This window comes from Cognatundibacterium jejuense (assembly GCF_014284255.1).
In the GTDB taxonomy this organism is placed as follows: Bacteria; Pseudomonadota; Gammaproteobacteria; order Burkholderiales; family Burkholderiaceae_D; genus Undibacterium; species Undibacterium jejuense.
In genome coordinates this window covers 17791-42796 of record NZ_JACOFV010000001.1, presented here as the reverse complement: position 1 = coordinate 42796, position 25006 = coordinate 17791, and the positions used below count along the sequence as shown (strand labels likewise).

General features: G+C 48.0%; 28 protein-coding genes. 17 read left to right on the top strand and 11 right to left on the bottom strand.

Annotated features, from left to right (window positions below; all coding sequences use genetic code 11):
- Positions 1–53: 53 nt before the first annotated feature.
- Positions 54–704, bottom strand: a complete 651-nt coding sequence (locus H8K32_RS00270; RefSeq protein ID WP_186910468.1) for a TetR/AcrR family transcriptional regulator — start codon at positions 702–704, stop codon at positions 54–56.
- Positions 705–976: 272 nt separating this feature from the next.
- Here H8K32_RS00270 and H8K32_RS00265 point away from each other — a divergent pair, with 272 nt between their 5' ends.
- The 4 genes from H8K32_RS00265 to H8K32_RS00250 all read left to right on the top strand — a co-directional run bounded on the left by H8K32_RS00265 (position 977) and on the right by H8K32_RS00250 (position 4835).
- Positions 977–2083, top strand: a complete 1107-nt coding sequence (locus H8K32_RS00265) for a patatin-like phospholipase family protein (RefSeq protein ID WP_186910467.1) — start codon at positions 977–979, stop codon at positions 2081–2083.
- A gap of 7 nt (positions 2084–2090) precedes the next feature.
- The gene (locus tag H8K32_RS00260; protein WP_186910466.1) at positions 2091–2837 is read left to right on the top strand and encodes an acetoacetate decarboxylase; all 747 of its coding nucleotides are present in this window, start codon (positions 2091–2093) and stop codon (positions 2835–2837) included.
- 9 nt (positions 2838–2846) lie between these two features.
- Positions 2847–3629, top strand: a complete 783-nt coding sequence (locus tag H8K32_RS00255; protein ID WP_186910465.1) for a 3-hydroxybutyrate dehydrogenase — start codon at positions 2847–2849, stop codon at positions 3627–3629.
- Positions 3630–4034: 405 nt separating this feature from the next.
- Entirely contained in the window at positions 4035–4835 is an 801-nt protein-coding gene (locus H8K32_RS00250; protein WP_186910464.1) for a hypothetical protein, read from the top strand.
- A gap of 222 nt (positions 4836–5057) precedes the next feature.
- Here H8K32_RS00250 and H8K32_RS00245 read toward each other — a convergent pair whose 3' ends face one another.
- The 4 genes from H8K32_RS00245 to gor all read right to left on the bottom strand — a co-directional run bounded on the left by H8K32_RS00245 (position 5058) and on the right by gor (position 9276).
- Positions 5058–5498 (bottom strand): ProQ/FINO family protein, encoded by a 441-nt coding sequence (locus tag H8K32_RS00245; RefSeq protein WP_186910463.1) that lies wholly within the window; start codon positions 5496–5498, stop codon positions 5058–5060.
- A 543-nt stretch (positions 5499–6041) separates the two neighbouring features.
- Positions 6042–7226 carry a YeeE/YedE family protein gene (locus tag H8K32_RS00240; RefSeq protein WP_222612970.1) on the bottom strand — a complete coding sequence of 395 codons (1185 nt, stop codon included), beginning with the start codon at positions 7224–7226 and terminating at the stop codon, positions 6042–6044.
- A gap of 76 nt (positions 7227–7302) precedes the next feature.
- Positions 7303–7782 (bottom strand): nuclear transport factor 2 family protein, encoded by a 480-nt coding sequence (locus H8K32_RS00235; protein WP_186910461.1) that lies wholly within the window; start codon positions 7780–7782, stop codon positions 7303–7305.
- A gap of 108 nt (positions 7783–7890) precedes the next feature.
- Positions 7891–9276 (bottom strand): glutathione-disulfide reductase, encoded by a 1386-nt coding sequence (gor, locus tag H8K32_RS00230; RefSeq protein ID WP_186910460.1) that lies wholly within the window; start codon positions 9274–9276, stop codon positions 7891–7893.
- A 146-nt stretch (positions 9277–9422) separates the two neighbouring features.
- Here gor and H8K32_RS00225 point away from each other — a divergent pair, with 146 nt between their 5' ends.
- The gene (locus H8K32_RS00225) at positions 9423–10343 is read left to right on the top strand and encodes a hypothetical protein (RefSeq protein ID WP_186910459.1); all 921 of its coding nucleotides are present in this window, start codon (positions 9423–9425) and stop codon (positions 10341–10343) included.
- A 568-nt stretch (positions 10344–10911) separates the two neighbouring features.
- On the opposite strand, the gene H8K32_RS00220 is transcribed toward H8K32_RS00225, so the two are convergent.
- Positions 10912–11877, bottom strand: a complete 966-nt coding sequence (locus H8K32_RS00220) for a lysozyme inhibitor LprI family protein (RefSeq protein ID WP_186910458.1) — start codon at positions 11875–11877, stop codon at positions 10912–10914.
- 1026 nt (positions 11878–12903) lie between these two features.
- On the opposite strand from H8K32_RS00220, the gene H8K32_RS00215 reads away from it, so the two are divergent.
- From H8K32_RS00215 to H8K32_RS00190, 6 genes are all read left to right on the top strand, one after another.
- Complete coding sequence (locus H8K32_RS00215) at positions 12904–13233, top strand: SMI1/KNR4 family protein (protein WP_222612969.1); 330 nt, start codon at positions 12904–12906, stop codon at positions 13231–13233.
- 78 nt (positions 13234–13311) lie between these two features.
- A complete protein-coding gene (locus H8K32_RS00210) occupies positions 13312–13650 on the top strand; it encodes a hypothetical protein (protein ID WP_186910456.1) in 339 nt (112 codons plus the stop codon).
- Between the two features lie 182 nt (positions 13651–13832).
- Positions 13833–14210: a cupin domain-containing protein gene (locus H8K32_RS00205; RefSeq protein WP_186910455.1), complete on the top strand. Its 378-nt coding sequence runs from the start codon at positions 13833–13835 to the stop codon at positions 14208–14210.
- A gap of 148 nt (positions 14211–14358) precedes the next feature.
- Positions 14359–14712: a hypothetical protein gene (locus H8K32_RS00200; protein ID WP_186910454.1), complete on the top strand. Its 354-nt coding sequence runs from the start codon at positions 14359–14361 to the stop codon at positions 14710–14712.
- Positions 14713–14753: 41 nt separating this feature from the next.
- Positions 14754–15077: a hypothetical protein gene (locus H8K32_RS00195; protein WP_186910453.1), complete on the top strand. Its 324-nt coding sequence runs from the start codon at positions 14754–14756 to the stop codon at positions 15075–15077.
- Positions 15078–15151: 74 nt separating this feature from the next.
- Positions 15152–15817 (top strand): hypothetical protein, encoded by a 666-nt coding sequence (locus H8K32_RS00190; RefSeq protein ID WP_186910452.1) that lies wholly within the window; start codon positions 15152–15154, stop codon positions 15815–15817.
- Between the two features lie 208 nt (positions 15818–16025).
- Here H8K32_RS00190 and H8K32_RS00185 read toward each other — a convergent pair whose 3' ends face one another.
- Complete coding sequence (locus H8K32_RS00185) at positions 16026–16934, bottom strand: DUF4844 domain-containing protein (protein ID WP_186910451.1); 909 nt, start codon at positions 16932–16934, stop codon at positions 16026–16028.
- A 342-nt stretch (positions 16935–17276) separates the two neighbouring features.
- Entirely contained in the window at positions 17277–17948 is a 672-nt protein-coding gene (locus H8K32_RS00180; protein WP_186910860.1) for an SOS response-associated peptidase, read from the bottom strand.
- An 88-nt stretch (positions 17949–18036) separates the two neighbouring features.
- Between H8K32_RS00180 and H8K32_RS00175 the strand changes: the two genes are divergently transcribed.
- A complete protein-coding gene (locus H8K32_RS00175; RefSeq protein ID WP_186910450.1) occupies positions 18037–18375 on the top strand; it encodes a hypothetical protein in 339 nt (112 codons plus the stop codon).
- A 22-nt stretch (positions 18376–18397) separates the two neighbouring features.
- Here the strand turns inward: H8K32_RS00175 and H8K32_RS00170 are convergent, their stop codons facing one another.
- Genes H8K32_RS00170 through H8K32_RS00160 form a run of 3 tightly spaced genes read right to left on the bottom strand, consistent with a single transcriptional unit; the run spans position 18398 to position 21566 of the window.
- Positions 18398–18610, bottom strand: a complete 213-nt coding sequence (locus tag H8K32_RS00170; RefSeq protein WP_186910449.1) for a DUF2116 family Zn-ribbon domain-containing protein — start codon at positions 18608–18610, stop codon at positions 18398–18400.
- Positions 18607–19623 (bottom strand): phage portal protein, encoded by a 1017-nt coding sequence (locus H8K32_RS00165; protein ID WP_186910448.1) that lies wholly within the window; start codon positions 19621–19623, stop codon positions 18607–18609. Before H8K32_RS00165 ends, H8K32_RS00170 begins: the two co-directional genes overlap by 4 nt.
- A complete protein-coding gene (locus H8K32_RS00160) occupies positions 19620–21566 on the bottom strand; it encodes a terminase ATPase subunit family protein (RefSeq protein ID WP_246447045.1) in 1947 nt (648 codons plus the stop codon). The genes H8K32_RS00165 and H8K32_RS00160 overlap by 4 nt, the downstream gene beginning before the upstream one ends.
- A gap of 35 nt (positions 21567–21601) precedes the next feature.
- Here H8K32_RS00160 and H8K32_RS00155 point away from each other — a divergent pair, with 35 nt between their 5' ends.
- From H8K32_RS00155 to H8K32_RS00135, 5 genes are all read left to right on the top strand, one after another.
- Complete coding sequence (locus H8K32_RS00155) at positions 21602–22429, top strand: GPO family capsid scaffolding protein (protein ID WP_186910447.1); 828 nt, start codon at positions 21602–21604, stop codon at positions 22427–22429.
- Between the two features lie 51 nt (positions 22430–22480).
- Positions 22481–23482 carry a phage major capsid protein, P2 family gene (locus H8K32_RS00150; protein WP_186910446.1) on the top strand — a complete coding sequence of 334 codons (1002 nt, stop codon included), beginning with the start codon at positions 22481–22483 and terminating at the stop codon, positions 23480–23482.
- 2 nt (positions 23483–23484) lie between these two features.
- Positions 23485–24195, top strand: coding sequence for a phage terminase small subunit (gene gpM / locus H8K32_RS00145; RefSeq protein WP_186910445.1), 711 nt, complete (start codon positions 23485–23487; stop codon positions 24193–24195).
- Positions 24196–24310: 115 nt separating this feature from the next.
- Complete coding sequence (locus H8K32_RS00140; protein WP_186910444.1) at positions 24311–24793, top strand: head completion/stabilization protein; 483 nt, start codon at positions 24311–24313, stop codon at positions 24791–24793.
- A gap of 5 nt (positions 24794–24798) precedes the next feature.
- Positions 24799–25005, top strand: coding sequence for a tail protein X (locus H8K32_RS00135; protein WP_186910443.1), 207 nt, complete (start codon positions 24799–24801; stop codon positions 25003–25005).
- Position 25006 lies beyond the last annotated feature (1 nt).

Here is a 25006-nt window from a genome sequence, read left to right as displayed (position 1 = left end):
ATCCTTAATCAATTCAATATTCTCGAACGCACGACATTCTTTTATTCACAAAACTATTTCTGAAAAGCGATGCCGGCTAATGCCCAAAGCAATCGCTGTTTAGCCGAATCAGGGTCACGCATCAGATCACGAATTTTTTGCGCATCGTCAGGCAACCAATCACAACCCTGCATCATTTCACCAGCCAATAACAAAGGCATACCCACAGCTGTCATCACAAAAATTACCAAATGCAAGGTTGAGCCAGAAGCCACCGATTTTTCTTGCTGCGCCTCACTCATCAGGCGATAAATAATTTGTGGGTGGCGATTTGGTAGATTCAGTAAAAATTTTTGCGCAGCAACTTCCCCGGCAAAGGCATCGGCAAATAAGTGGCTGATGAATGGCGCTTTGGCACTCACCAGATCGATCAGATTTTCCACGGTGCTTTTTAAACGAGATAACGCTGACGCATTACCAGCAGCTTCACTCGTCATTCGCAGTTGTTGGTACATGGGCTGATACCAGATCTCTACCAATTCAGCCAAAAAATTATCGCGATTACGGAAGTGATACACGAAACTACCTAAATTGACGTTCGCATGCGCCGCTAACTCACGCACAGTGAGCCCACGCAAGCCTGTTAATTCCACCAGAACCAAACCACTTTGCAATAGTGATTCGCGGGTACTGAGATTCTTTGATGATTTCGAGTTTGATTTCATGAATTTATTTTATACATGCGTATAAATAATCACAAGAAACAATATTCAACGTAATGTATCAAACAGTGAAGCTTGCAAAAGTAACAAAAGACCCCACCTTGAAACAGTTGCTTTAATATTAAAAATTTATTTTACATTTTTGCATTAAATTAGTTCCCCTAAGTAACAAAGCGGTCATACAATTAATGCAAGATTCGGTTAATATTTACAATCGAATGATTGTTCAGATTCAAAGATCCAAAGATATTCAGTCTTCATCCCGAAAGGACAGCATGACGCAACAAAGCACAGTTCTCATCTTGCAAGGCGGAGGCGCACTAGGCGCTTACCAGGGTGGTGTTTACCAAGAATTACATGAACATCACACCCCGCTTGATTGGGTCATAGGAACCTCAATTGGTGCGATTAACGGCGCACTTATCGCCGGCAATCCACCGGAAAAACGCGTTGAACAACTACGTGCCTTTTGGGATAGCTTAGCTCCAAACGCATTGCACCGCTCCAGCTTCTGGCCTTCTATGACCCCTTGGGCAGGCGTTAGCAGCACCCTCAATACCGTAGGCACAATGATGAACGGGGTTGATGGTTTTTTTAAACCACGGCCAGGTGCAGCATGGGACATCAACGCCAAAGTTCCTTTGAATCAGGTGGCGTTCTACGATACCTCCCCACTTAAAAGCACCTTAGAAAAATACGTTGATTTTGATTATTTAAATCAAGGCAAGGTGCGCCTTTCTGTCTGCGCCGTCGATCTGGACAACGGACAAAGCGCGGTATTTGACAGCAAAAAACAAGTTATCCGTCCCGAACACATCATGGCAAGCGGCGCATTGCCTCCCGGCTTTCCACCAGTTGAAATTGATGGGCGAGCCTATTGGGATGGTGGCGTGTATTCAAATTCTCCATTAGAAATTTTTTTGGAAGAAGGCGATAAAAACGACGCTCTCTGCTTCATGATTGATTTATGGGACCCCACAGAAACCCGTCCGTCTTCAATTTCAGAAGCAATGGCACGCTACAAAAATATTCAGTACGCGAGTCGCTCCAAAGAACAATTGCTGGCACATCAAAAAATTCATGATTTGCAAAAGGCGATCAGGACTTTATCTGAACATCTGCCTGAAGCTGAGCGTAATAACAAAAAACTCAAACCACTGATTTCACTCGGATGCGATCACACCATCAACGTGGTCAATCTGATCATGAAAGCTTTGCCTGACGACCATTATTTCAAAGATGTAGATTTCAGCTCCAGCACCATACAAACGCGCTGGGAATCGGGAATCCACGATTGCAAACGGGCGCTCAGACACAAAGCATGGCTACAACCATTGCCACCCCACGCAGGGCTTATCATCCACGAACTTCCACAGGAATAGGACGACCATGACCGAAGAAGAAATTCGCCGTAATGCATTTGCAATGCCATACACTAATCCTGCGTTTCCTCCAGGACCATACCGCTTCACCGACCGTGAATTCCTGATCATTAGTTATCGCACTGATCCTGCGCTGCTGGAAAAAATTATTCCAGCACCATTAAAATTGGCTGAACCCATCGTGAAGTATGAGTTCATCAACATGCCGGACTCAACTGGCTTTGGCCACTATTGCGAATCTGGACAAGTTATTCCAGTCACGCTCGATGGCGTACATGGCTCTTATGTCCACAGCATGTACCTGAACGATCATCCACCAATTGCTGGTGGCCGTGAAATCTGGGGCTTCCCCAAAAAATTAGGCGATCCTGAATTACGGGTACACAAAGACACGTTGATCGGCACACTAGATTACAGTGATGCCCGCGTTGCTACTGGCACCATGGGTTTCAAGCACACACAACTCGATCACGCTGCAATCAAAGCCTCATTGGAAGTACCGAATTTTCTGTTTAAAGTGGTTCCCCATGTTGACGGTACGCCTCGCATTTGCGAACTGGTGCAAGTCAACTTTACCGATATCGTTGTGAAAGGCGCCTGGGGTGGACCGGGAGCATTGGAATTGTTTGCCAATGCGCTCGCACCTGTCGCCAACTTACCGGTATTGGAAGTACTCTCTGCTGTGCATATTTTGTCGGATCTGACTCTGCCTTACGGCAAAGTCGTTCACGATTATCTCGCCCCAACCAAGTAAAGGAAACCTATGTTACTCAAAGATAAAGTTGCTCTGATTACTGGCGCTGCCAGCGGTATCGGTAAAGAAATTGCGATTGAATACGCAAAACAAGGCGCAAAGATTGTCATCGCTGATATGGCATTAGAAGCAGCACAAGCAACTGCTAAAGAAATCGAACAATCCGGTGGCATAGCGATGGCTGTTGCCATGAACGTGACGGATGAAGCACAAGTTGATAAAGGTGTTGCCGATGCAGTCGCCGCCTACGGCACAGTCGATATTTTAATCAGCAATGCTGGCATTCAAATCATCAGCCCCATCGTTGATCTGAGCCTCGATAACTGGAAAAAAATGACCGCCATTCACCTTGACGGCGCTTTCCTGACTACACGCGCATGCATGCGCGCGATGATCGCCAGCGGCAAAGGCGGCAGCGTGATTTACATGGGCTCGGTTCACTCCCATGAAGCGTCCCCATTGAAGGCTCCTTACGTAGCTGCCAAACATGGTTTGATCGGACTGGCAAAAGTCGTTGCGAAAGAAGGTGCGAAACACAATATTCGCTCCAACGTCATCTGCCCTGGCTTTGTTCGCACACCATTGGTCGATAAGCAAATCCCAGAACAAGCTAAAGAGCTAGGCATCACAGAAGCCGAAGTCATCAAAAACGTGATGTTGAAAGAAACAGTCGATGGTGAATTTACGACTGTTCAGGACGTTGCTCAGACCGCATTGTTCCTCGCTGCTTTTGGCACCAATGCGTTGACAGGTCAATCCGTGACTGTAAGCCACGGCTGGCATATGCAATAAGAAGTTAAGCGAACTGGCGTATCAATGCGCCATAAAACCAGAGCCCTCAGCCTTAAAAGCTGCGGGCTTTTTTTATAGAAATACTGGAGAAAAACACCATCGTTTTTTATGAAAAACTGATGATTTCATCGAAAGTAGTTATCTTAATGCACGTAAAAATATAATTTACACAATAAATTTTACAAGAAATGTGAATTCTGATACGTGCCGACCAATTTCCAATTAACTAGGTGATTCCACCAGATATAATGCTTTTGGGCAAACGGTACTTTCAAGCCAAAGCAACAAATCCAGAAAGTAACCTATAAAACCATGAAAACTGCGTTAGCACCGCAAACAAAGTGCATCTCGACAGCTTGAACTGTAATCAACTCACTCGGTTTTCAGGCTGCATGAAAGTTGATAATGCCGGTGACACTTACTCTAAAAAATATTCTCAAGAAAATCCTTCATCGATTTTCTTTTGTCCAGCGTCCACAACAGAGACGACATTTGCTCGTGCCACTCATTGTCACGTTGACGATATCAACAAACCTTTATGCCGAGCCGATAAAGCTGTACTACGAAAACAGAGTGCCATTCATGTTTTTGGAGAATAACCAACTTAAAGGAACATTGGGCTTGCCTGCCACGGAGACGTTCAAAGCTGCCGGGATAGCGTTCACGTTATCAGAAGCCCCCGTGGCCCGCCAGGAATTAACGATCACGAACAATACAGAGGCGGCATGTGCAATCGGCTACTATTGGACGACCGACCGCGCCAAATCAGGCAAATACACCCTAGCTATTGCGCATGGCATGTCGCAAGGGATCATTATTCGTAGTGATAATCCAAAGATGCACGCTATCAACACCATGGAAAGCCTATTAGACGATCCCTCACTCACCATCGCGTTGCGTCACGGTTATTCGTATGGCGAAACGGTAGATAAGCTCCTGCTGCAGTCAAAAGCGCGCGTCCTTCGTCCATCAGATGATAGTCATGGAAGAGTGAAATTAGTTGCAATGGCAATAGTGGACGCGGCTCTGTTTACGCCTGAAGAAGCAGCGTATCAAATCAAACAATTCGGTACGCAAGCAAATGGCCTTACTTTCAGACAGCTTCACGATTCGCCAGAAGGCAAGCCACGTTATCTGTATTGCAGCAAAATGGTGGGGGATGAGACTATTCAGAAACTGAATGCAGCAATAAAAAAACGGCGTTAGTCCATTAATAAAACTAACTACCTGTAAAACTAACTACCTGCAAAACTAAACCGCTTATTCTCAACGATACAAAACATTGTTGCGAACCGCATGGCCTATTATCGCCCAATTATCACAGGCATTTTGTTTGTGATATGAAGTGCATAGCTCGTAGCAACGTTAGTGAATTTGCGCCGCATTTCTATTTGAAGATTTTGCGACGCTTATCAGTAAACGACAAGTTTATTTGGCAAATTTCATTGCCAGTTGATTCAATTTCTCAGCACGTTTTTTGGCGTTTTCCGCTTCTTCTGCTTCGGCTTTTTTCTGCCGTTCAAAAGCGGCCTGCTCTTTGATACGCGCAGTATTTTTTTGTGCTCTTTCTTTGAGCATCGTCACCGCATAGGCTCTGTGCGTATCATTCAGTGCATCAGTTGGATTGCCCTCGAGATCAAAACGAGTTTCCGCTTTTGCGAGTTTTTGCAAATAGCGCGTTGACTTCGTGTGATAGGCAAGCGTCATACGCAACACTTTGCGATCCACGTCTGGCAGCTTAGCGATAATCTGTTTATCAATACCGATTGACAGCGGTTCGCTATTCAAAAAGACCGGAAACGCCTCTTTCAAGGTTTTTAACAGCGCCTGTGCAGCTGAAACAGGAATAGACTTACTTGTAGTTTGCATGAATATAAAAGTAAAATTTCACAAAGTCCTCTAGCATAACATACGTGCCACGCCTCTCCCGCAAATCATGCGAATTCAACGGCAGCTCGCCCCTCAGATCGAATAAGCGACTTAACAGTAAGCAATCGACAATTTATCTCTCGTCGTCACGCCAGACATTGTCAATATTAGCAACGATCTGAAGGACTTTCAAATTGCCAATGCGAAATATCAAAAAGCATATTATTAGCGCACTTTCTCTGGGAATCTGATGATTGCCTAATTTTTAGCATCTACGAGGAGAGCGAGGCTGGGCGCCATTTTCAGCAAAGTTATACACAGAAACTGTGGATAATAATTTAGTCGTTTTAACTCTTTAGAATTTACTTTTTACAGTTTATTTTTTACCGTAAAGCAACTTCTTAAATACATGGCGAAAATAGTATTTTGGATGGCAGAATAGCCCAACAAGGTTACCATGCGCAGCCTGTGCCGAAACTTGTGCAGCTTATATTGCTCAAAGCAAGGTGATTGCAGCTTAAGTTATCTCCCGATCACCCATGATTAAAGCTTAGGTAAGCCAAAAAAGGGACGCAATTGAATACCGATCCAGCTACCTGGAAGTGCGCACGCGATCCAAAGCCAGCCGTGTAAACTGGTAGATGCGACGCCAGAGAAAAAAGCCCCGACATTGCAACCAAAAGCGATGCGGGAGCCATATCCCATACACAAACCACCGATCAAGGCTGCCATCAGAGAACGTCGAGAAATGACGCGGGTGGGAGAAAACTTGCCAGCCAATGCCGCAGCACATAGAGAGCCCAGCACTAAACCCATGTCCATCACGGCGGTAACATCTTCAAAGATGCTTGATTCCAGCGCATCCTGCTGAAATCCACTATTCCAGAAGCTACTCAGCGCAGGATCCCATCCAAACAACAATGCTATTTTAGCCCCCAGCAAAGTAAATCCCCAGGTGATGCCCCATGGTCCGCCAGCGATTAACAACGTCGCAAAATTCAACAATGCCAAGGCCAGAGCCCCCATCAGTAAAGGCCAGGGTCCGGACAAACAGCGACGCCAGGTTATTGCTCCTGAAGTGACTACCTGCACGCGATTCCAACGGCGCAGAACAAACCATAGCGCTGCAAGAAACCCGCCCTGCAGCGCAACGGCAGTGGGCCAACCCAATAGCTCACCGAGCACAATTGGCGGCGCAGAAGGCAAACTTTGCCACCATGCCATGTGCAGACTGGCGAGAAAGGAACCGCCAATAAAGGTAGAGAGAGTGAATAACATACGGGTGCTACCGCCACCCAGAGCGAACAAGGTGCCAGATCCACATCCATTGCCGAGTTGCATGCCAACACCAAACATCAATGCACCAATCACTACCTGTGTTCCTAAAGGCGCGACAGCCCCACTCGCAAGATCACCAAACACGGAGCCAGTGGCCAATACCGGCGCAAACAATAGCATCGCAACCGCCAGCATAACCACCTGCGCTTGCGCACCAGCGCTATCACGGGCAACCAACAGACGCCGATAAGCGCCAGCAAATCCAAACGCCGCGTGATACAAGCTCAAACCAAACAAGACCCCCACCACCAACAGCACGGCCAACCGTTCTTGCTGACTGAAGAACAACCACACAAGCAAAGCAACAATGGTAGTAACACCAGTTGCCAGCGGCCCATATTGAAGCGGGAGCATTTCAGTGCCAACAATTTTTTTGGTATGTTGAACCACCCACTTGACTCCTCAGATCAATGACCACCTCAGATAAAGAACAATCGCCCCCTCACCTCACCCCAAATAGGGCACATTACAAGCCGAGCTCGCTTAGCCCCGGATGATCATCTGGCCTGCGTCCTTGTGGCCAATGAAATTTCCTGTCGCTTTCTGAAATCGCCAGATCGTTGATGCTCGCATAACGCAGCTTCATTAAGCCATGGGCATCAAACTCCCAGTTCTCATTACCATAGGAACGAAACCAGTGCCCCTCTGCATCGTGCCACTCATAAGCAAACCTGACAGCAATACGATCGCCATCGAAAGCCCATAATTCCTTGATGAGTCGATATTCTTTTTCGCGCTCCCATTTGCGCGTTAAAAACTGGACAATTTCTTCACGACCTCGCGGAAACTCAGAACGATTGCGCCATTTGCTGTCGGTTGTATATGCCAATGAAACGCGGACAGGATCACGACTATTCCATCCATCTTCCGCCATTCTTACTTTCTGGATAGCAGTCTCGCGGTTAAATGGAGGAAATGGCGGACGCATTTCTTCAGAAATATTCATCGTATTTATCCTTCAATAAAATTAAAAATCTATCTTAAATCTACCAGCATAAACCACAAGGTAAAAAGTAATTTATCGTCGATAACTTTCTTTCGCATAGTGCCGGCTTCATAAGGTCTTTCTGACTGCGGATTTCATCGTCACAAACTCCTCAGCAACGGTCGGATGCAAAGCAATGGTTGAATCAAAGTCTTGCTTAGTCGCCCCCATCCGCAGAGCAATGGCGATTATTTGAATAATCTCAGGCGCATCATCTCCTATCATATGTGCACCGAGTACCTTTTGCGTCTCTACGTCAACAATGAGCTTCACCAGCACCCTTTCTGCTCGCCCCGATAAGACATGCTTTAAAGGCTTGAAATGGCTTTCGTAAATATCGATATTTTTATATTTACTCAGGGCTTGCGCTTCGTTCAAACCGACAGTTCCGATTGCTGGCTGTGTAAATACGGCGCTCGGCACCAGCGATAAATCAACCGATGTCGGTGTGCCACCAAATAGCGTTTGCGCAACTGCATTACCCTCTCTTATGGCAACTGGTGTCAGCGCCACGCGGCTAGAAACATCACCCACTGCGTAAATGGAATCAACAGAAGTTTTGCCATATTCATCCACCTCAATGGATCCATTTTTAGCAAAACGAACACCAACAGAACTCAAATTTAAATGATCTGCGTTGGGAGACCTTCCTGTCGCAAACATCACCTGATCAACACCAAACAGAGCTTGCTGTTGATCTTTAAAGTAAACGTTTAGGGTGCCGGATGAATTTTTTTCTATACGTTCTACTTCACAAGAAAATTCAAACTGAATATTCTTTTTGATGAGCTCTTCTTTGATATGAGCCCGGAGACTAGAATCAAAACCCGCCCCCAATAGCTCTTGCCCACGATGAACGACAGTGACTTTGGTGCCTAGCCCATGAAATATCCCGGCAAACTCAAGTGCAATGTATCCCGCGCCAACGATCACGATGTGCTTTGGTTGCTCTTTTAAATGGAACACTTCATTGGAGGAGATCGCATATTCAACACCATCAATAGACGGCAAAGCAGGACGACCGCCTGTGGCAACTAATATATATTTTGCCGTGATGCGGGCATGTTGCCCATCGTTGATTTCAATCGTATGTGCGTCAATGAAAGTGACGTGACCGCGAAGCACTCTCACATTCGCATTGAGCAGGTTTTTTTCATACACAGAACTTAACCGGGCAATCTCTTCATTCTTCCCTTCAATGAAGGATTTCCAAGAAAATGAGCGATCGCCCACCGACCACCCAAAACCTTTAGCATCCTCAAAAAATTCCGAAAAATGCGAGGCGTAGACCATGAGTTTTTTCGGAACACAGCCCCTGACTACACAAGTACCGCCATATTGAAACTCTTCTGCGATGGCAACTCTCGCACCCAATTGACTTGCAATCCTGGCAGCCCTCACACCTCCAGAACCACCACCAATGACGAAAAAGTCCACATCAAAATCTTGTTCCATATATCACGATCCATTTCCAGTAAGCGAGTTCGATTAGCTAAGCCTACTAGCAATTCTATTTTGCTGCAGATTTTTTGAACTCGCGATTGATCATGCAATGCTACAATGATAATTATAATTATAATTTAAGGATTGAATGAATAATTATGCATTCTCAATTCTCGTCAACAATGCGATTCTATCGTGATAGTTTGCAAAAAGTACCCTGGCTGTCGCTGACAGGTTACGGCGTGCTGATTATATTGAATGGCCTGCTGGTGTCGCTGTTTTTACCCGCCACGTGGCAACGCTCCTTCCTGCGTTTTCTTCTGACCGCACCATTGATCTTAATTTTGGCAAAAGACCTGGCGTGTTTTCCACTGAGCGTGGGACGCATGAAAGCCGCAAAGGCGCGAGGTGCCGCTTGGCCGCATCGACTGTGTGCGGTATTACCTCCTGAATTTCTCTCGTTTATGCGACTTGAGCGCACGATGTGGCGCGGCCTGCTTAACTGGGTGCTGCGGCGTCAACTGCCTGCGCGACCAACAGGAAAGCCGCTGGGCTATCTTGAGCGTGGATCCTATGGGACAGTAATTGGCATAATCTTCGTTGCGATGTTCGTCGAAATCCCATTCGACGTGTTGATTGCTTCCGTCATAGCAAAGTCTCCCGGACAAATACGCACGCTGCACCTGGCATTCGGTCTGATAATGGCCTACAGTCTTGTTTGGGTGCTGGGTGACCGCTGGTATGTACAAGGACGGCGCTGCCATACATTGACTGACACCAGCCTCGAACTCGACCTTGGTGCGCGCGGTTTTGGCAGCATTCCCTTGAACGCCATTGCTAGATGCGACCGTCTCTATGAACCATCCCAAGCATGGTGCATTCGCAATGCCTATCCGTCGTACGCCATACGCAAACTGACGCCATTCGATGCGCCCAACGTGGTTCTGCTGCTGCAGCCCGGATGCGACGTGCAATTGACCTTATTCCAACTCACACGCGGCGGTGACGGGCCGATTTTCTTGTATCTCGACCAACCTGAGTTACTAATCGACAACATCGTAGGACATGATGCTAGGTAGGTTGGGTAATGAATATCCGCTTCCGACAGCCTCATCAGTCACCCAAGGGTAACAAGCAGACGATCAGTAAAGAAAATCGAACGGCTGCTTTCAGTCTAAAGCAGCCACTACCATTGCAAAATATAAGTTGACATCAGATTCTTTCAAAAGAAAAAAAAGCGATCGTGACAGAATGGCGGTTGGAAAATGCCTATTTTCCATTCAAAAATGAAAAAGGGCTTAGCGAATATAATCGCTAAGCCCTTCATTTACAACGTATTCTGTGGGGTGGACGATGGGGCTCGAACCCACGACAACAGGAATCACAATCCTCGTACTGAATCCTTAATAATCAATTACTTGCACCAATTTAACGAAATATAACCCCTCTTGAAAACCGCATGGTTACTAGGGCAGTTTTCGCATCTTGCGGAAAAAACTTTCATTTATGCCCCCATAAAACTTCAGAAACCTCAACATACTTAAGCATCTGGAACTCCTGCCGCCTAACGTAATGGTGAGCGGCTGGCCGCCCGGCAACTAAACAATGAACTGCGCCCTATCCGGCCAACCCTACTCGACCTAATTGTTAGATTTCCTCGCCGCCATCGCCGAGGCGCCTCCAACTGCTGACTTCTTCAAGGCGGCTATCTACCACCGCCTCCGCTGCACCAGCATATATTAGCGGCCAGATAGTTCCGCTGTTAGCCCGCTCGCCCGCAACGAAATCAGCCCAAGCGTCGCAATAAAGCTGCCATTTTTCTTGAGATTCGGCAAATGCAGCGACTTCCGCAGGTTCAAGACGTGACTTGAGTTTTACTACTGCTTCTGCCAACCGCTCTCGCTTTTCCGTAAGGGATTCATCCGCTGCAATATTCATATCTGTTTGAGTAAGGGGAGCGCCGGGGTGGATGGTCTCAGAAATGAATTCATCAGCTGCACGCAGAAAGGCAACACAACTCTCAAAGCAGCGCGCCACTTCGTTAGACTCAATCTCGTATGCGGAAGCTATCTCGTGGCAGATGATGTGCCTCAGTTCGAAAGTCCTCGCCACGTTGGCGAACACCTCATCCGGATTCGACAAGATTGGCGTGTTCGGTTCGCCTCTTACCTCGTGCGCCCACCGATCAGTAGTTGTACGGAGCGACTGTAGGAACCCAACTCCGAGTAAGCTGGACAATGCACCGTCAACGTGTTCCAATCGGCTTAGTGAAACGCCGTGTGCCACTAGCTCGCCCACGGTTATGGCTTTGCCGTGCACTGCTCTAAGCACGGAGAAGTCCAGCTTTAGTGACGATGCGGGTTTTTCCGCATTGGTGAGAAATGGTTCACCTGCATCAATTAGATCCTTTATTGCTAGTCGAAAGTAGCCTTCGACACAGGCGATTAGTGCAACAGGGAAGTAACGCGCCAGTTCGATTTGGGACTTGTCATAATCTTTGAAGGCGTGCTCAAGTGCAAACAGTCTCAGCGGAAGTTCCGTCATCGCCGAGCCAAATCGTCGGCGCTGACGAACGTCGGCGATCTCTTGAATAATGTCTCGTGTGCGGCTCATGTTTTGAGGAAATATAACTTAAATTAGGGTGAAAAATTTCTATCTAACTCGGCAGCCCGCTGCAGACACTCGCTTTCCGCCGATTACATGTACAAGAAGACAGGCTTAACAAAACAGACAAACCACGCAATGTAACAAACAGTCGAATCAATATTGTATTTATAGCACTACTTCCTTACAGGAAGATCATGCGTTAGAAGGGCAGTACGAGCGGCAGCTTCTGGCCGGACTCCCTAGCCCTCAGACTACTCCAATGCGTCACGTCACGGACGCCCAATTGCAAGAATGGTATATAAAAATTCGTTCCCGCAGGCAGAATGTCATTAACACAAAAAATTATCACAATAACCTCAAAATCCCCCTATTTTCCTGCCGCCGCTAAAATAAAGTAGGCCTCGGGAAAAGGGTAACTAAGGTAACCTCATTTTCAAAACATATCATAACACATTGATATATATAGATTTTTCAGTACTTTTAAAAAGGTAACTTTTCGGTAACCTACAGGTAATCTGGTTACCTTTTAAAATAGTAATTTCTTCTAAAATCTATTTCTAATGAAATCAATGAATTAGATAAAAATTACCTTTCTGGTTACCAAAGATTACCTTTTAAAGGTAACTATCAAACCTATTTAAAATCAAAGACTTAGCTCAATAAAATCGAACAGGTTACCGAGGTTACCCTTTTCCCGAAGCCACCCCCAAATGACAAATATTCCCATTCACCACCAACCAGCAGAAATACCCCTTTTGCTGCGTCAAACTGCGTCAGTTTTTATACCTACTCACTGGCACGCAAAGCCAATACGGGCGCGGGTCTCACTGGTGACGCAAATTTGCGTCAAAACCGACCTATTTAGCGCGCAGGCGTGGTGGGGGGATGACTGCGCGCCGAGGGGGAAATGATTGCAGATTGCATATTTACCAAGCTACAATGCCACATATCACTTGGTCACAGAACGACCAAAACCGGACGGTCGAATGCAATTCCGAGATTGACGCTTATATTCATTATGATGAGGTGGGAATGACACCAAATATTCCAGCAGCGTATGAGAAATTCCTTAAAGATTTTGGGGGATTTGAGGGGCTGACATACGACGATGCTGAACCAGGTTATGTAGTTCTCTGGCCATTAGAGGAACTTTCTGCAAATAATGCTGACATTCAAATGGAAGAGCTCGCACCCGGATACCTTGCGTTTGGCGGAGATGGCGGTGGTGAAGTTCTCGCATTCGACAGCGTTGGCGCTGTCTTTAAACTTCCCATGATTGGCTTGGACGTACAAGAGGCAATACGAATTGCTGATGACTTTTCAGAGCTGTCGACTCGTTTCGATGCCGTTCATGCGCGATAATTGATTGCCCGGAAGCGGCCAGGAGCAGACGGTCGCAGGCAGTCGGAATTGGAGAAAATCTGAACTATCAACTGGAAAATGGACAAAAGCAATCACTTGAAAAATCTATTTGCGGACAGTTCGCTGTGGGTTTCGGCGAATATTATTGGCATCTTCGTATATTTGAATGCACGTGAGTATTCCTGGCCGACTGCAACTGATGAAGGCTTGATAGCTACCGGAAATGACGCAATTTTCTTTGGACTAACAGAATTGCCGGTGTTGGCCCTATTCTTTGTTGTGAACACGACTTGGTTGTTGCGAATATTTATGCGCCGAAATATGCCGATGTTCCTAGTTTGGATAGTGATCGCAATAGCTTGGGCAACGCCACTCGCAATTGAGTTCCATGCCAGAACCCATGCTGTAGCAGTCTAGTTGAGGCCATTTCCCCGATTGACGCTAGGGATTGCGGCTAACGGCCAACTGCGGTCACTCGACTATCCCTCCTATTTGATGTTGCTTTGCCAATCCATATATGGCAGGATAGGTGAGAGCCTGTAGACGGCCATGAGCAGTCGTTCCTAGCTGCTAATCGTGTTCATTTTTAAGGACAGTGCATGGCGCTGATTCATCATAAATCATTACCCGACCATTCAACTCTCTTGTCAGGGCGCGTCCCGCCCGACGATATCGGTTTCCAGTCTAACCAGCTTCAGATTTGGTACAACAATACGAATGAGAGCTGGGTTGGCGATGGAGAAGTACCCCATTGCCATACCTCAAGCGATGAGTGTTTCATTGTTCTCAAAGGGGCGATTGAAGTGGAAGTTGAAGGGGCACGAACGATTATCCGTGAGCGGGAATTTTGCTGCTTCCCAGTTGGCGTATATCATGCGGTTACCAAAGTATTTCCTCCGGTCGAAACCTTGATGTTGCGAGCTCCTTCAGTCGAAGATAAGATATATCAACTTGCTCGGTCAAAGAATGGAGAGTAGATGGCTGCCTGCAGTCGGCCAGGAGCGGACTTACGGCCGCGTCGCACTTTTGCGACTATACAGGTCAATTGCTGGAGCTCATTTAAACCAGGCTTATTGTGATTGACCAAGTAATTTGCGGCTGAAAATAAAACTAAAGGACTAGAGAATGAAGTTGATAGTTTCAAGAGACAGTGGCTATGCAGACAGCTTGCGTGCATATGCGGTTTTGATAGATGGTGTAAAAATCGGTGAGATTCGTAATGCTGAAACCAAGGAATTTTCGATTGAACCTGGGCGACACAACATATCCGCCAAAATTGATTGGTGCAGGACTTCTGCCTTAGATTTCACCGCAAAGGAAGGAGAGCAGCTGTCTTTTGTTGTTAGTTCAAATCTACGCGGTTTAAGACTTCTGCTAATCTTCTGGTACGCAATCGTTGCGAGGAGCAAATATCTGAGAATTGAGCAGGAATTTAGCTCATCACTCACTACCGACATGCAAGTGCGTCAGTTAGCTTAGATGCAGGCAATCGGCCAGGAGCGGACCTTGCATTGCTTAATATGCCAATTACTTTTTTACTCTTTTTGTTGTTTGTGTTCTGCGCGCTAATCGGTCCACTGGCGATACTGAGCGTGGCTTGGGCTATGTGCTCGCCACGATGGCGCCAATGGGGCTTCTATAGCGCAAAATTCGGCCTGATTTTCGCCTTGTTGTTTTGCGTCGCCGCAGAGTTTGTACGTATTGTGCTGGCTAATGGTGCGGAGCGAAGTGCATTCTCTGTGGCAATGGCGTCCAGCGCAGGCTTTACAATGGGAATAATCGGGGCGTATTTATGGAAAAAGACGAAACGGTCTCTTAAGACCGTCCATGCCGGTGACACATGACTGCTAGGAGCTGCTATTGATGCATGCAAGCGGCACTCTGACAAGCATAGAGAATCAAATGGTACTATTAACACATGGAAAAACTCAAAGCATCTCTGCCCGCAGCCTCTGTTGTAGGCGTCAAGAATCTCAAGGATGGCGAAAACATAAGCCATTTCTTCAAGCGGTTTTATGATAGTGATCTAAGCCGTGACTTTGGCGTCTACCGCCTGTCGCTGGATGTGATTCGCCCACTGATCCAGCAACACATCATCGACCACGGCTTGTCGTCGCTCTTTTATAGCCACATGACCTGCGATGCGGTCATGCATCCGGGCTTCACGACCGACGAGATCGAGGCAGTTGTCATAGGGATCATGAGCAAGTTGGACGGGGTAAGGCACCTCCTCATCATCGATGCGTATTTCTATGACGACAAGCCAGAGTGCTTGCTCTTGCTTGAGAGAATCGTTAGATCGATTTCCAGCAAACTAGAAAAGGTCACGGTCATCACTCATGGCAAGAGAGCGAGCATGCGACCGGGGATGCACAATGTCTTTTCCACGGTAACGCCGGGCATCCAGATCAACGACCTTGTTACAGAGGACTTTCACGATCGCTACTGGATTGACATTGAGAACATCAAGGGAGTAATGGTCGGCACATCTCTCAATGGGATTGGGAAGAAGATCGCGATGATCGATCACGCAAATCCCGCAGATACCCGAGAGATTATTCGCCTCGCCTCTGTCTTCCTGTAGGCAGTTCAGGCGCGAGCCTGAATTAACCAGGATTTCCCAACGCGACGAGATGGAATTAGCCTCCGGGCAATAAAATCGTCGCAGCAGACGTCAGCTTTGCGGCGACAAGCGGCTTTGGGGCGGAAGCTGCCGGTCGTCAGTCGAGCAACGTGTGTCAGGTCAATTATGAATTAGTACACCTAAAAGTATCTTCGAATGCTTTTAAGGGTTAAAGATATATTGAAACGAACCCATCGCTACTAACAATTCCCAAGATATCCATCATTTTTTCAATCTCTACTGCAATTACTTCACGCACTTCGGTATCTTCCATTATCACGGTTTCTAAAAATGGTTTCAAAGTTTCAAAGAACCAGCGCTTTTCAGGATGATTTTCTATACCATTTATAATAACTGACAATATTGCATTTAAATCATTATTTATCAGACGATATTGATCAATGCTTCTAATTTGAGTTAAAGCAAAAATTTCTCTTTGCTTTAATAGATTCTTTAATTCTCTAATAGTGTTGTCACTAATATTGAGCTTTTGATCTTCTAAAAAAATCAAAGCTGCATCATTACTAACAAAATTAGATTCCAAGAAATTATCAATTGGCGTCGCTAATTTTCTAAAATTTTCATCGTTATCATTATCTGGAACGACAATATGTTTTTCGAATAATGTTTGTGAATTAAATTCAATTTTTTCTTTTTCATTTCTTATCCAATCTGAAGAGAATTTTTTTAGATAAGATATTAATTTTTTAATGTCAAACCCATCTATTTTTTTCTTAATATCAACTGAAAATATGTCAAGGGCAGAAAAAATTACTTCAAAAATTTCTTTTATATCTATGATATTTTCAATAATCTTTGGAGCAAGTAATTCAATTTCCAAAAAACCTTTAAAGAGTATCGATTTACCAACTATCATTGTTCTCAATTTATAGGGTTTACGCACTTTTACAAAATTCAGTTTCACTTCCGATACGTCTGAGACTTTGTACCAAATTCCGATTAGATCAATATCGCCGCCAAAATTCTCGAGTGGGCAAGTGTCTAAATAATTTTGAAAAGTGCCGAGCTCCGAAACGATCTTTGAAATTCCCGCAGTTCGGCCATTTTCTCTTAACATTATTTTCATATTTTTGAACTATTAAAACTCTTGAAATTTATTTAAATTATGCAAAAAAGTGCTAGCGTCATCTGGGTATCTTATTTTCTGCTGGTAAGCGTCCAAAAGTATGAAAAATACGCACCAATTTTATTTTGCTCTTGAATCAGCGAACCCAATTTCGTCCCAACATTTTAAAAGCGTTTGAGGACGCAATGTAAGAAAAATTTGGGCAGTTATATATACCGCCTAGTTGAAATACATCCACATAATTAATAAACATCTCATTTTGAATGACCGCAATGATGAGGCTCGACTGACCGCTTTGGGGCGTAAGCGGACATTCGCGACTTACTCCCTCCTCTAATCGAACAATCCCAAATTCTGTTGTTGGACTTCCTCTTGCTTCACTACAGGTTCAGCGCACATCAGTTCCGCAGGATATGGCTGCAAAAAAGCGCGCGCGAATTCGGGGTTCTTGCACGACAGCCAATCGTCGTAATCGTTTCGTTGAACAACAACGAGCGAGCGTTTTTCATCGCCGGGCTTATGGAAGCGTTTCATCAACGGATGGTCGTCGGCATTGATGGTGATCTGCGTGAAAGAATAACTTTTCTTGCCTTCGCCCTCGTCCCATTCTTTGTATAGGCCAGCGACCGCAAAATCAGTCTCTTCAGTTAGCCCGATACGCCAGCGTTCGGCTTTACCTGATTCATAGCAGGGCTCGAAAAAATTCTGCATAGGAACTAAACAAAGCATACCTTCGCGCCATGGTTTGGCATAGGTACGCAATTCGCTGATCGTTTCCGCGCGTGCATTCATTGTCGAAAAGCGCTTCACACCGGGTGGCATTTTGGTTTTAGGAACCATGCTATAAATCGCCAGCAACGCCTCGCGATTGCCGCCGGTACTGTGACGAATAATGGGTGCGGCATAGTCTTGCCAGGTCTCTTTTTTCCAATCGTCCAGGCCTTTGCCGGTCGCGTTGTAATATTCAATTTTTTCCGGACGGGTCGGGGTGTAATTCACGCACATAGGTGACAAAACATTCGTGTAAAAATGCCAGTATAGACATTGCCCAGATTTCGTGCATAATACTGATTATTTAATCAGTATATTTATCATGCAAGTTCACCTCATTAAACTGCGTCTGTCTGGGGTTGCATTGCGTAAAAGCGAAATTCTCGACCGATTTCATCACGGAAAGATTGGCGAGCTTTCCTTACGTGAAACAAGCGATCAGGGCTTGCACAGACTTGCGCGAGTCGCCCGCTTTGAATACGGTGATACAAAACAGTATTCCGATACGCTGTTCGACCCGCAAATTCTGTGGATCGAGGGTAACCGAATGACGATAACGGGCTTCGAGCGCATGTCTTCGGTCAAGGGTATTGTTGACTATGCACAGTCTTGGTTGTGTGTGCTTGGAGAGGTGCCGCCAGTAAAACGAGAAAAACGTTAATTCTCTTCCGACAATCAAATATTCATCTACAACCCACAATCCTCATCACCCGCTGCTGTTTATCATAATCATCCCGACAATCCCGATCACAAAACAGTAACCCGATATCCACCGCCTCGTCGCAAAATGCACAATGTCCATCACTGTGCAGCTGTGTTTTGCGGCTCGCATTCGCAATCGCTGAGTTAATAAAAGTTTCGATATGTTTGTCCGATACGTCGGCGATATCGCTCATGGTTTGACTCCCGTTGTTTGCAGTAATTTGTATTCACTAAAGCGCACGACTTCCTCTCCTAGCCATTCATTGAGTTCTTTAAATCGCGCCTGCAAGGGTTCGAGTTCGTTCAGCGCAAACACGTGTGCGGCGGGTTCGACGGCGCCGAAGCCGCCGGTGTTGTTAGGAACGAGTCCCAGCAATTGCGGCGGGACTCGGTGCGCGGCCAGCATGTCGTCGCGGGTGACTCCTTTGATGTTGAAGAATTCGTCTTTTGCTGCGACTTCTGACACCGGCAGGATCTGGATCCCGTCCTTTTTACCGTTCGGTGCGTACATGAACACATTGCGGAAATTGCCAGGTCCTTTGCTTTCGCGTAGCGCTTGGCGCAGTGCATCGACGTCGGTCTGGTTTTGGGCGGCGTCGGTCATGTAGAGGATGAAACCGGCGTGCGAGCCGTTCTGGTAATACTTGCGGCGGAATAGTGTCGCTGCTTCGTTCAGCCATGCGCTGTGCAAGGCACTCAAATATTCCGGTAGGCCGTAGATTTCCTGATTAATGTCAGCTTCCATCAAATGGAAGATCGCACCCGGATCAAATTCGTGCGCTTCTTTCCAACCCTGCACGTACAAGTAAGCGCTCAGATCGTCGGTGCGGCGGCGCGTGTATTTGGCGAGTGCCGGTTTCAGCATCAACGTATCGCCCAGGCGGTTTTTAACGTGCTCAAGGTAGCCGTTGCCAAACACCAGGAAGTCGAGCGCCCAGCGTGCAAAATTCTCTCTCGTTAAAAACTTGTGCGGCACGAAAGTGGCAGCTAGCAGATTACGTTTCGCGTAGATCGCTGAGCTGTGGTGAACACTGGCGCGGAAGGAGCGCGCCAGGCCGTCCCAACTCAACGGTGTTTCATAGTAGCGGCCATTTGACCAGCATTCGATGTAGCTGAGGATCTCGGCCTTATCGAGCACCGGCGTCGGTTCGCCGAAGGTAAAGGCTTCGATGCCACTTTGGCTAATTGTCTGAGTGGTGTTAGTCATCCGGTATAAATCTCCATAAAGGATAGGCTGTTGCTGATACCGCCATCGAGCGGCTCGTGATCGAGCGCATGCATGCACGCCCAAGCCAGATCGGCGTGGCCTGTGTCTTCATGTCGGTCGGCTTTATAGGTCACGTGCTGGCCGCTGGCGGTCAGCGTTTTTTTGATGGACATGAACGATTGTGCAAGGTCGGTTGCTCCGGCATCGAAGGCCAGCCGCCCTTTACTGATCACGTCCTGCGCTTTGATCACCATGCGGCTTTTGATGGCGGGGTCGTATTGGATCTTGGTGACCGCCGGATAGAAGTGTTTAACAAGTTGATAGACGCCCTCCCCCATGCCGGTCGCATCAATGCCGATGAAATCAACGTGGTAGCGTATCGTCGCCTGCCGTATTTCCTCAGCTTGAGCGGCAAAGTCCATCCCCCGAAACTGGGTCTTTTCTAAAACGCGGAACTGGCCGCCCGTTGTGCGCGGCGGCGCCAGGATAACTAAGCCAGCGCTGTCGCCGGTATTGGCCGGGTCGTAGCCGAGCCAGACGGGGTTATCGCCATACGGGCGTGTGGTGAACGGCTTGTAATCGAGCCAATCAACCCAGGCATCGACCATGCATTTTTGCAATTCCGAGAGTGGGAACACCGATTCGGTATCGTCGATGAAGTTGCACATCAACAGATTGTCGAACTGGTCGGGGCTGTATTCGTAGGTGCGCAGCTCTTCAATATCGAACAGATTGCAACCACCCCGCTCAGCATCCATGATCGTCACGATCTGGCGCCAGATTTTATCTTCGCCGGTGTAGCCGCTTTGCAGTCGTGTATGGCTGATATCGATCTTGACCTGGTCTTTTTTAGGACGACGTTTGTTGAACAGATCGCCCGTCCAAAATGGATAAGCCTCGTGCGAGATACTCGACGGCGTTGAAAAATACGTCTTGCGCCATTGCTTATGCAAGGCCATGCCGGAGGCGACCTTGTTTAACTCCTGGAATTTATGCGTCCAAAAGAATTCATCGAAATAGAAATTGCCGTGATAGCCCTGCGCGGTTCTGGCGTTCGTGCCTAAAAAATACAAATGCGCGCCGTTCGGCAACACAATGGGGTCGCCGGCCAGCTCGATGCCTGCCGCTTCTTTGGCGAACTGGATGATGTATTGCTTGAACACGTGCGCCTGTGCTTTTGAGGCAGATAGAAAGATTTGATTGCGACCCGTCGCCATCGCATCGGCCAACGCTTCCCGCGCAAAATACCAGGTCGCGCCGATCTGCCGTGATTTAAGGATGACGCGGGTACGTTGATCGCCATTGCGCAACCAGACCTTTTGATAGTCGAATAGTGAGTCACGGAAGGATTCCAGCAACTGTTCGCGCTGTTCTTCGCTGTAATCGTTGCGAGCGGCTTTCTTCTTGGGTTCGGCATTGCGGTTCGCCAGCTTGGGATTCAAATCAACCTCATTGCCACCCGGTTGCTCATAGCGGCGCACACGCGCCATTTGCACTACTTGCCGGGTCAAGAGGTCGATTTCTTTAAAGTCGCTGCCTGTTTTCTGATCCTTGACGATGAGTTGCACCAGCCGTGCTTCCAGCGACGATTCGATTTTTTCGATGACGGGGACGTCGTTCCATTTATCGCGGTCGCACCAGCTTTGCACGGTGCTGCGTTTGAGTGCTAAGTGCTGCGCAATCGATGACACCCGCCACCCCTGAAAGTACAAGCTGCGTGCCTGCCTGCGTAGGTCGGCATCCGGCTCGCCCTGCGGTCGTTGAGGGGTATGCAAAACGAGCTCGGTGCTCGTTTCTGCAGCTATCGGTGGGGCGAGATCGTCTTCAGTTTCAATCATGCCGTCAGCGTAGGGGCTTTGCGCGGACGAAGGCACTGGCAAGAAGTTAGTAAGAAATTTATTAACCCATTGCTCGTTGATGGCGGTCGCAGCAAGGCCGACCATGTGGACTTCTTCGTCAAACTGATCGCCATCACACCATGTCTAAAAAATTCACCTCTAAATTTTTCCGGGTCGCTGTTGAAGGTGCGACCACCGACGGCCGCAAGATTGAGCGCAGCTGGATTACCCAAATGGCGAAAAATTTTAACCCCACCACCTATGGTGCCCGCGTGTGGATGGAGCATATCCGCGGCACGCTGCCGGATAGCCCTTTCCGTGCCTATGGTGATGTGACGGCAGTCAAGGCAGAAGAAGTGACAATCGATGGCGCAAAGAAACTCGCCTTGTTTGCACAAATCGAACCCACACCGGATCTGGTCAAGATGACCAAAGGCCGCCAAAAGATTTACACCAGTATCGAAATCAACGACAAATTTGCCGACACCGGCGAAGCCTACCTGGTCGGCCTGGCCGTCACCGACAGCCCAGCCAGTCTTGGTACCGACATTTTAAGCTTTGCCGCCCAAAACCCAAGCGCCAATCCCTTGGCTTCACGTAAAACCAGCCCGGATACGCTGTTCTCAGAAGCGACCGAAGTGACGCTGGAATTCGATGAAGTCGATACCGAAGTGAACTCCCTTGCCAGTAAGGTCAAAGATATCCTCGGCCGTTTCCATAGCAAAAAGACCGGCGACGACGCACGTTTTGCTGACATGACTGAGGCGGTCGAATCGATGCTCGGTCATCTCACTAAGCAGGACGAACAGTTCAGCGCCGCCACTTTGCGCATCACAGAACTAGAAAACAGCCTAAAAACCGTCACCGAGCAATTCAACAGTCTCAAAACCAAGCTCGAAACCGAACCAGCCAGCACATCACGCGCCGCATCCACTGGTGGCGACGGCACGCAACAAACCGACTGCTAATTCAAGTCCAGCAGCAGTTTTGTGAATCACCTATAACCGGAGAAATCTGCAATGAAGAACCCCACCCGCGTCGCCTTTAACAGCTTATTGACACGCATCAGCACCTTAAACGAAGTCAGCGACGCCACCCAAAAGTTTGCCGTCACCCCATCCGTACAGCAAAAACTGGAAACCAAGATCCAGGAATCGAGCGCCTTTCTGTCCCGTATCAACATCATCGGCGTGACCGAAATGGAAGGTGAAAAGCTCAAACTCGGCATCTCCAGCCCCGTCGCTGGCCGCACTGATACGACCAAAAAAGACCGCCAAACCCGCGACCTGACCGACTTGAGCGCAGAAGGCTACAAATGCTTTAAAACCGATTTCGATACCCACATCCCGTATGCAAAACTGGATGCGTGGGCCAAGTTCCCAGACTTTCAAACCCGTATTCGCGATGTAATCGTCCAGCGTCAGGCTTTAGACCGCATGGTCATTGGCTTTCATGGCACGTCGGTGGCAGCTGATACCGATATCGCCGCCAACCCATTGCTACAAGACGTGAACAAAGGCTGGCTGCAACAGATGCGTGAACACGCACCAGAACGCGTTTTGAGCTCCGGCAAAGCACCAGGTAAGCTCATCGTCGGCAATGCGGGCGACTACGCCAATTTAGATGCTGTCGTCTTTGATGCGATCACCCTGCTCGATCCCTGGTACCGCGAAGACGCTGGCTTGGTTGCGATTGTCGGCCGTGAGCTCATGCACGACAAATACTTCCCTTTGGTCAATACCAAGCAAACCAATGTCGAAACGCTGGCGGCCGATATCATCATCAGCCAGAAACGCATCGGTGGCTTGCAAGCAGTCAGCGTACCCTACTTCCCACCACGCGCCGTATTGATCACCCGCTTCGATAACCTGTCGATCTATTACCAAGAAGGCGCCCGTCGTCGCCAGGTATTAGACAACGCTAAGCGCGATCGTATCGAAAACTATGAATCATCCAATGATGCCTATGTCATCGAGCAGTACGGCATGGCAGCCTTGGTTGAACAAATCGAGTTCGCGTAATCATGACGCGGCTTTCTCCAGCCCAGCAACACTACCAGCGCACGGTGGCGGCGAAAGCCGCTGCGACAACCGTGCATGGCGACGTTGTCACGGGCAGCGACTATCAATTGATCTTCGCCAAGCTCATTACTGATAAACAGCGTTTGAAGCAGATCCAGTCGGTGCAACGCAAGATAGAAACCAAACGCGGCATGCTGCTAGATTATCAGCCGTGGATCGATGGCGCCCTCAGTGCTGGCCTCGGCGGTAAAGACGACGTATTGACCACGGTCATGATCTGGCATATCGACACCGGTGAATTTGCGCGAGCATTACAAATTGCTGAATATGTGATTGCGCACAACTTGCCTTTGCCCGATCAGTACCAGCGCGATGCACCGACTTTGCTGCTCGATGAAATTCCTGATGCCTACCTGCAAGAGGTTGCGCAAGGAACAGCACTCGATGCGGCAGCAATCGACATTCTGCAGCGCGTTGACCAATTGACTACAGGCAAAGATGCGCCCGACCAAGCACGCGCAAAGCTGCATAAGGCGCTCGCGTACGCCTACATCGCACAGAGTAGCGACGATGAGCTGACGCCAGAGCAACTGCCCACTGCACAAACCGCGATGACGCATTTGCTACGCGCACTCGATTTGTTCAACGGCATCGGTGTCAAGAAAGACATAGAAAGACTGGAGCGGCGCATTAAAAAAGCCACACCAGAGTAAAGAGCACCCCCTGGCGCACGGCGGCGCGGGTTGATGACCGATGACGATGTTCTTTCTGTCTGACGCCCGCCCACCGCCGACTTCTTCAAAGCAACGTACTCGTAGTGAGATCTACATGTCATTCATCGCCAACCCTTCCACTCAGAACGATGCATCGCAAGCAGGCATCATCAGCAACGATGGTTTCTTCCCCGATGTTGATTTACCTGTGATGCGCGATAAAACCCGCATCGACGGCACGGTAACGGACGATAGGCTGATCGATGCGACGGTGTCAGCAATCATTCATGTCAATGACCAACTAAACGACTACAAACAAGCCAGCATGCTTTTGGGCTACCAACGCTTGCAAGACATACCCGCCGCCCAGATCAACCGCAGCAGCGTGCTGATCGCACATTATCTGCGTGCCGTCTATTGCACCGCCAAGGCCGATCTGATCGAGCGTTATACCGATTACGACACAACCGCGACCTCGCTTGACGATAAAAAGCTGGTTGGCTGGCTCAGTAACGGCCCCGACGATCAACGCCGCAATGCCGCCTGGGCGATCAGCGACATCATCGGCCGGCCGCATACCACCGTCGAATTAATTTAACCCGTATGCGCGTCATCGCCCAACAAAACGACACGCTCGATCTGCTGTGCTGGCGTCACTTAGGCAGTACCGCAGGCGTGGTTGAGCAAGCGTTGCAGCTAAATCCTGACATCGCCAGTCTCGGGGTAACGCTGCCGCTGGGGTATACCGTCACCCTGCCCGACCAGCCGACCCAGAGCACAACGATACAGATGATTCATTTATGGGACTAAG

What these genes read in the sequence shown, in the direction of transcription:
- H8K32_RS00270 (WP_186910468.1), bottom strand. Translation starts at nt 704, where the DNA reads ATGAAATCAAACTCGAAATCATCAAAGAATCTCAGTACCCGCGAATCA.
- H8K32_RS00265 (WP_186910467.1), top strand. Translation starts at nt 977, where the DNA reads ATGACGCAACAAAGCACAGTTCTCATCTTGCAAGGCGGAGGCGCACTA.
- H8K32_RS00260 (WP_186910466.1), top strand. Translation starts at nt 2,091, where the DNA reads ATGACCGAAGAAGAAATTCGCCGTAATGCATTTGCAATGCCATACACT.
- H8K32_RS00255 (WP_186910465.1), top strand. Translation starts at nt 2,847, where the DNA reads ATGTTACTCAAAGATAAAGTTGCTCTGATTACTGGCGCTGCCAGCGGT.
- H8K32_RS00250 (WP_186910464.1), top strand. Translation starts at nt 4,035, where the DNA reads ATGCCGGTGACACTTACTCTAAAAAATATTCTCAAGAAAATCCTTCAT.
- H8K32_RS00245 (WP_186910463.1), bottom strand. Translation starts at nt 5,498, where the DNA reads ATGCAAACTACAAGTAAGTCTATTCCTGTTTCAGCTGCACAGGCGCTG.
- H8K32_RS00235 (WP_186910461.1), bottom strand. Translation starts at nt 7,782, where the DNA reads ATGAATATTTCTGAAGAAATGCGTCCGCCATTTCCTCCATTTAACCGC.
- gor (WP_186910460.1), bottom strand. Translation starts at nt 9,276, where the DNA reads ATGGAACAAGATTTTGATGTGGACTTTTTCGTCATTGGTGGTGGTTCT.
- H8K32_RS00225 (WP_186910459.1), top strand. Translation starts at nt 9,423, where the DNA reads ATGCATTCTCAATTCTCGTCAACAATGCGATTCTATCGTGATAGTTTG.
- H8K32_RS00220 (WP_186910458.1), bottom strand. Translation starts at nt 11,877, where the DNA reads ATGAGCCGCACACGAGACATTATTCAAGAGATCGCCGACGTTCGTCAG.
- H8K32_RS00215 (WP_222612969.1), top strand. Translation starts at nt 12,904, where the DNA reads ATGACACCAAATATTCCAGCAGCGTATGAGAAATTCCTTAAAGATTTT.
- H8K32_RS00210 (WP_186910456.1), top strand. Translation starts at nt 13,312, where the DNA reads ATGGACAAAAGCAATCACTTGAAAAATCTATTTGCGGACAGTTCGCTG.
- H8K32_RS00205 (WP_186910455.1), top strand. Translation starts at nt 13,833, where the DNA reads ATGGCGCTGATTCATCATAAATCATTACCCGACCATTCAACTCTCTTG.
- H8K32_RS00200 (WP_186910454.1), top strand. Translation starts at nt 14,359, where the DNA reads ATGAAGTTGATAGTTTCAAGAGACAGTGGCTATGCAGACAGCTTGCGT.
- H8K32_RS00195 (WP_186910453.1), top strand. Translation starts at nt 14,754, where the DNA reads ATGCCAATTACTTTTTTACTCTTTTTGTTGTTTGTGTTCTGCGCGCTA.
- H8K32_RS00190 (WP_186910452.1), top strand. Translation starts at nt 15,152, where the DNA reads ATGGAAAAACTCAAAGCATCTCTGCCCGCAGCCTCTGTTGTAGGCGTC.
- H8K32_RS00185 (WP_186910451.1), bottom strand. Translation starts at nt 16,934, where the DNA reads ATGTTAAGAGAAAATGGCCGAACTGCGGGAATTTCAAAGATCGTTTCG.
- H8K32_RS00180 (WP_186910860.1), bottom strand. Translation starts at nt 17,948, where the DNA reads ATGTGCGTGAATTACACCCCGACCCGTCCGGAAAAAATTGAATATTAC.
- H8K32_RS00175 (WP_186910450.1), top strand. Translation starts at nt 18,037, where the DNA reads ATGCAAGTTCACCTCATTAAACTGCGTCTGTCTGGGGTTGCATTGCGT.
- H8K32_RS00170 (WP_186910449.1), bottom strand. Translation starts at nt 18,610, where the DNA reads ATGAGCGATATCGCCGACGTATCGGACAAACATATCGAAACTTTTATT.
- H8K32_RS00165 (WP_186910448.1), bottom strand. Translation starts at nt 19,623, where the DNA reads ATGACTAACACCACTCAGACAATTAGCCAAAGTGGCATCGAAGCCTTT.
- H8K32_RS00160 (WP_246447045.1), bottom strand. Translation starts at nt 21,566, where the DNA reads ATGGTCGGCCTTGCTGCGACCGCCATCAACGAGCAATGGGTTAATAAA.
- H8K32_RS00155 (WP_186910447.1), top strand. Translation starts at nt 21,602, where the DNA reads ATGTCTAAAAAATTCACCTCTAAATTTTTCCGGGTCGCTGTTGAAGGT.
- H8K32_RS00150 (WP_186910446.1), top strand. Translation starts at nt 22,481, where the DNA reads ATGAAGAACCCCACCCGCGTCGCCTTTAACAGCTTATTGACACGCATC.
- gpM (WP_186910445.1), top strand. Translation starts at nt 23,485, where the DNA reads ATGACGCGGCTTTCTCCAGCCCAGCAACACTACCAGCGCACGGTGGCG.
- H8K32_RS00140 (WP_186910444.1), top strand. Translation starts at nt 24,311, where the DNA reads ATGTCATTCATCGCCAACCCTTCCACTCAGAACGATGCATCGCAAGCA.
- H8K32_RS00135 (WP_186910443.1), top strand. Translation starts at nt 24,799, where the DNA reads ATGCGCGTCATCGCCCAACAAAACGACACGCTCGATCTGCTGTGCTGG.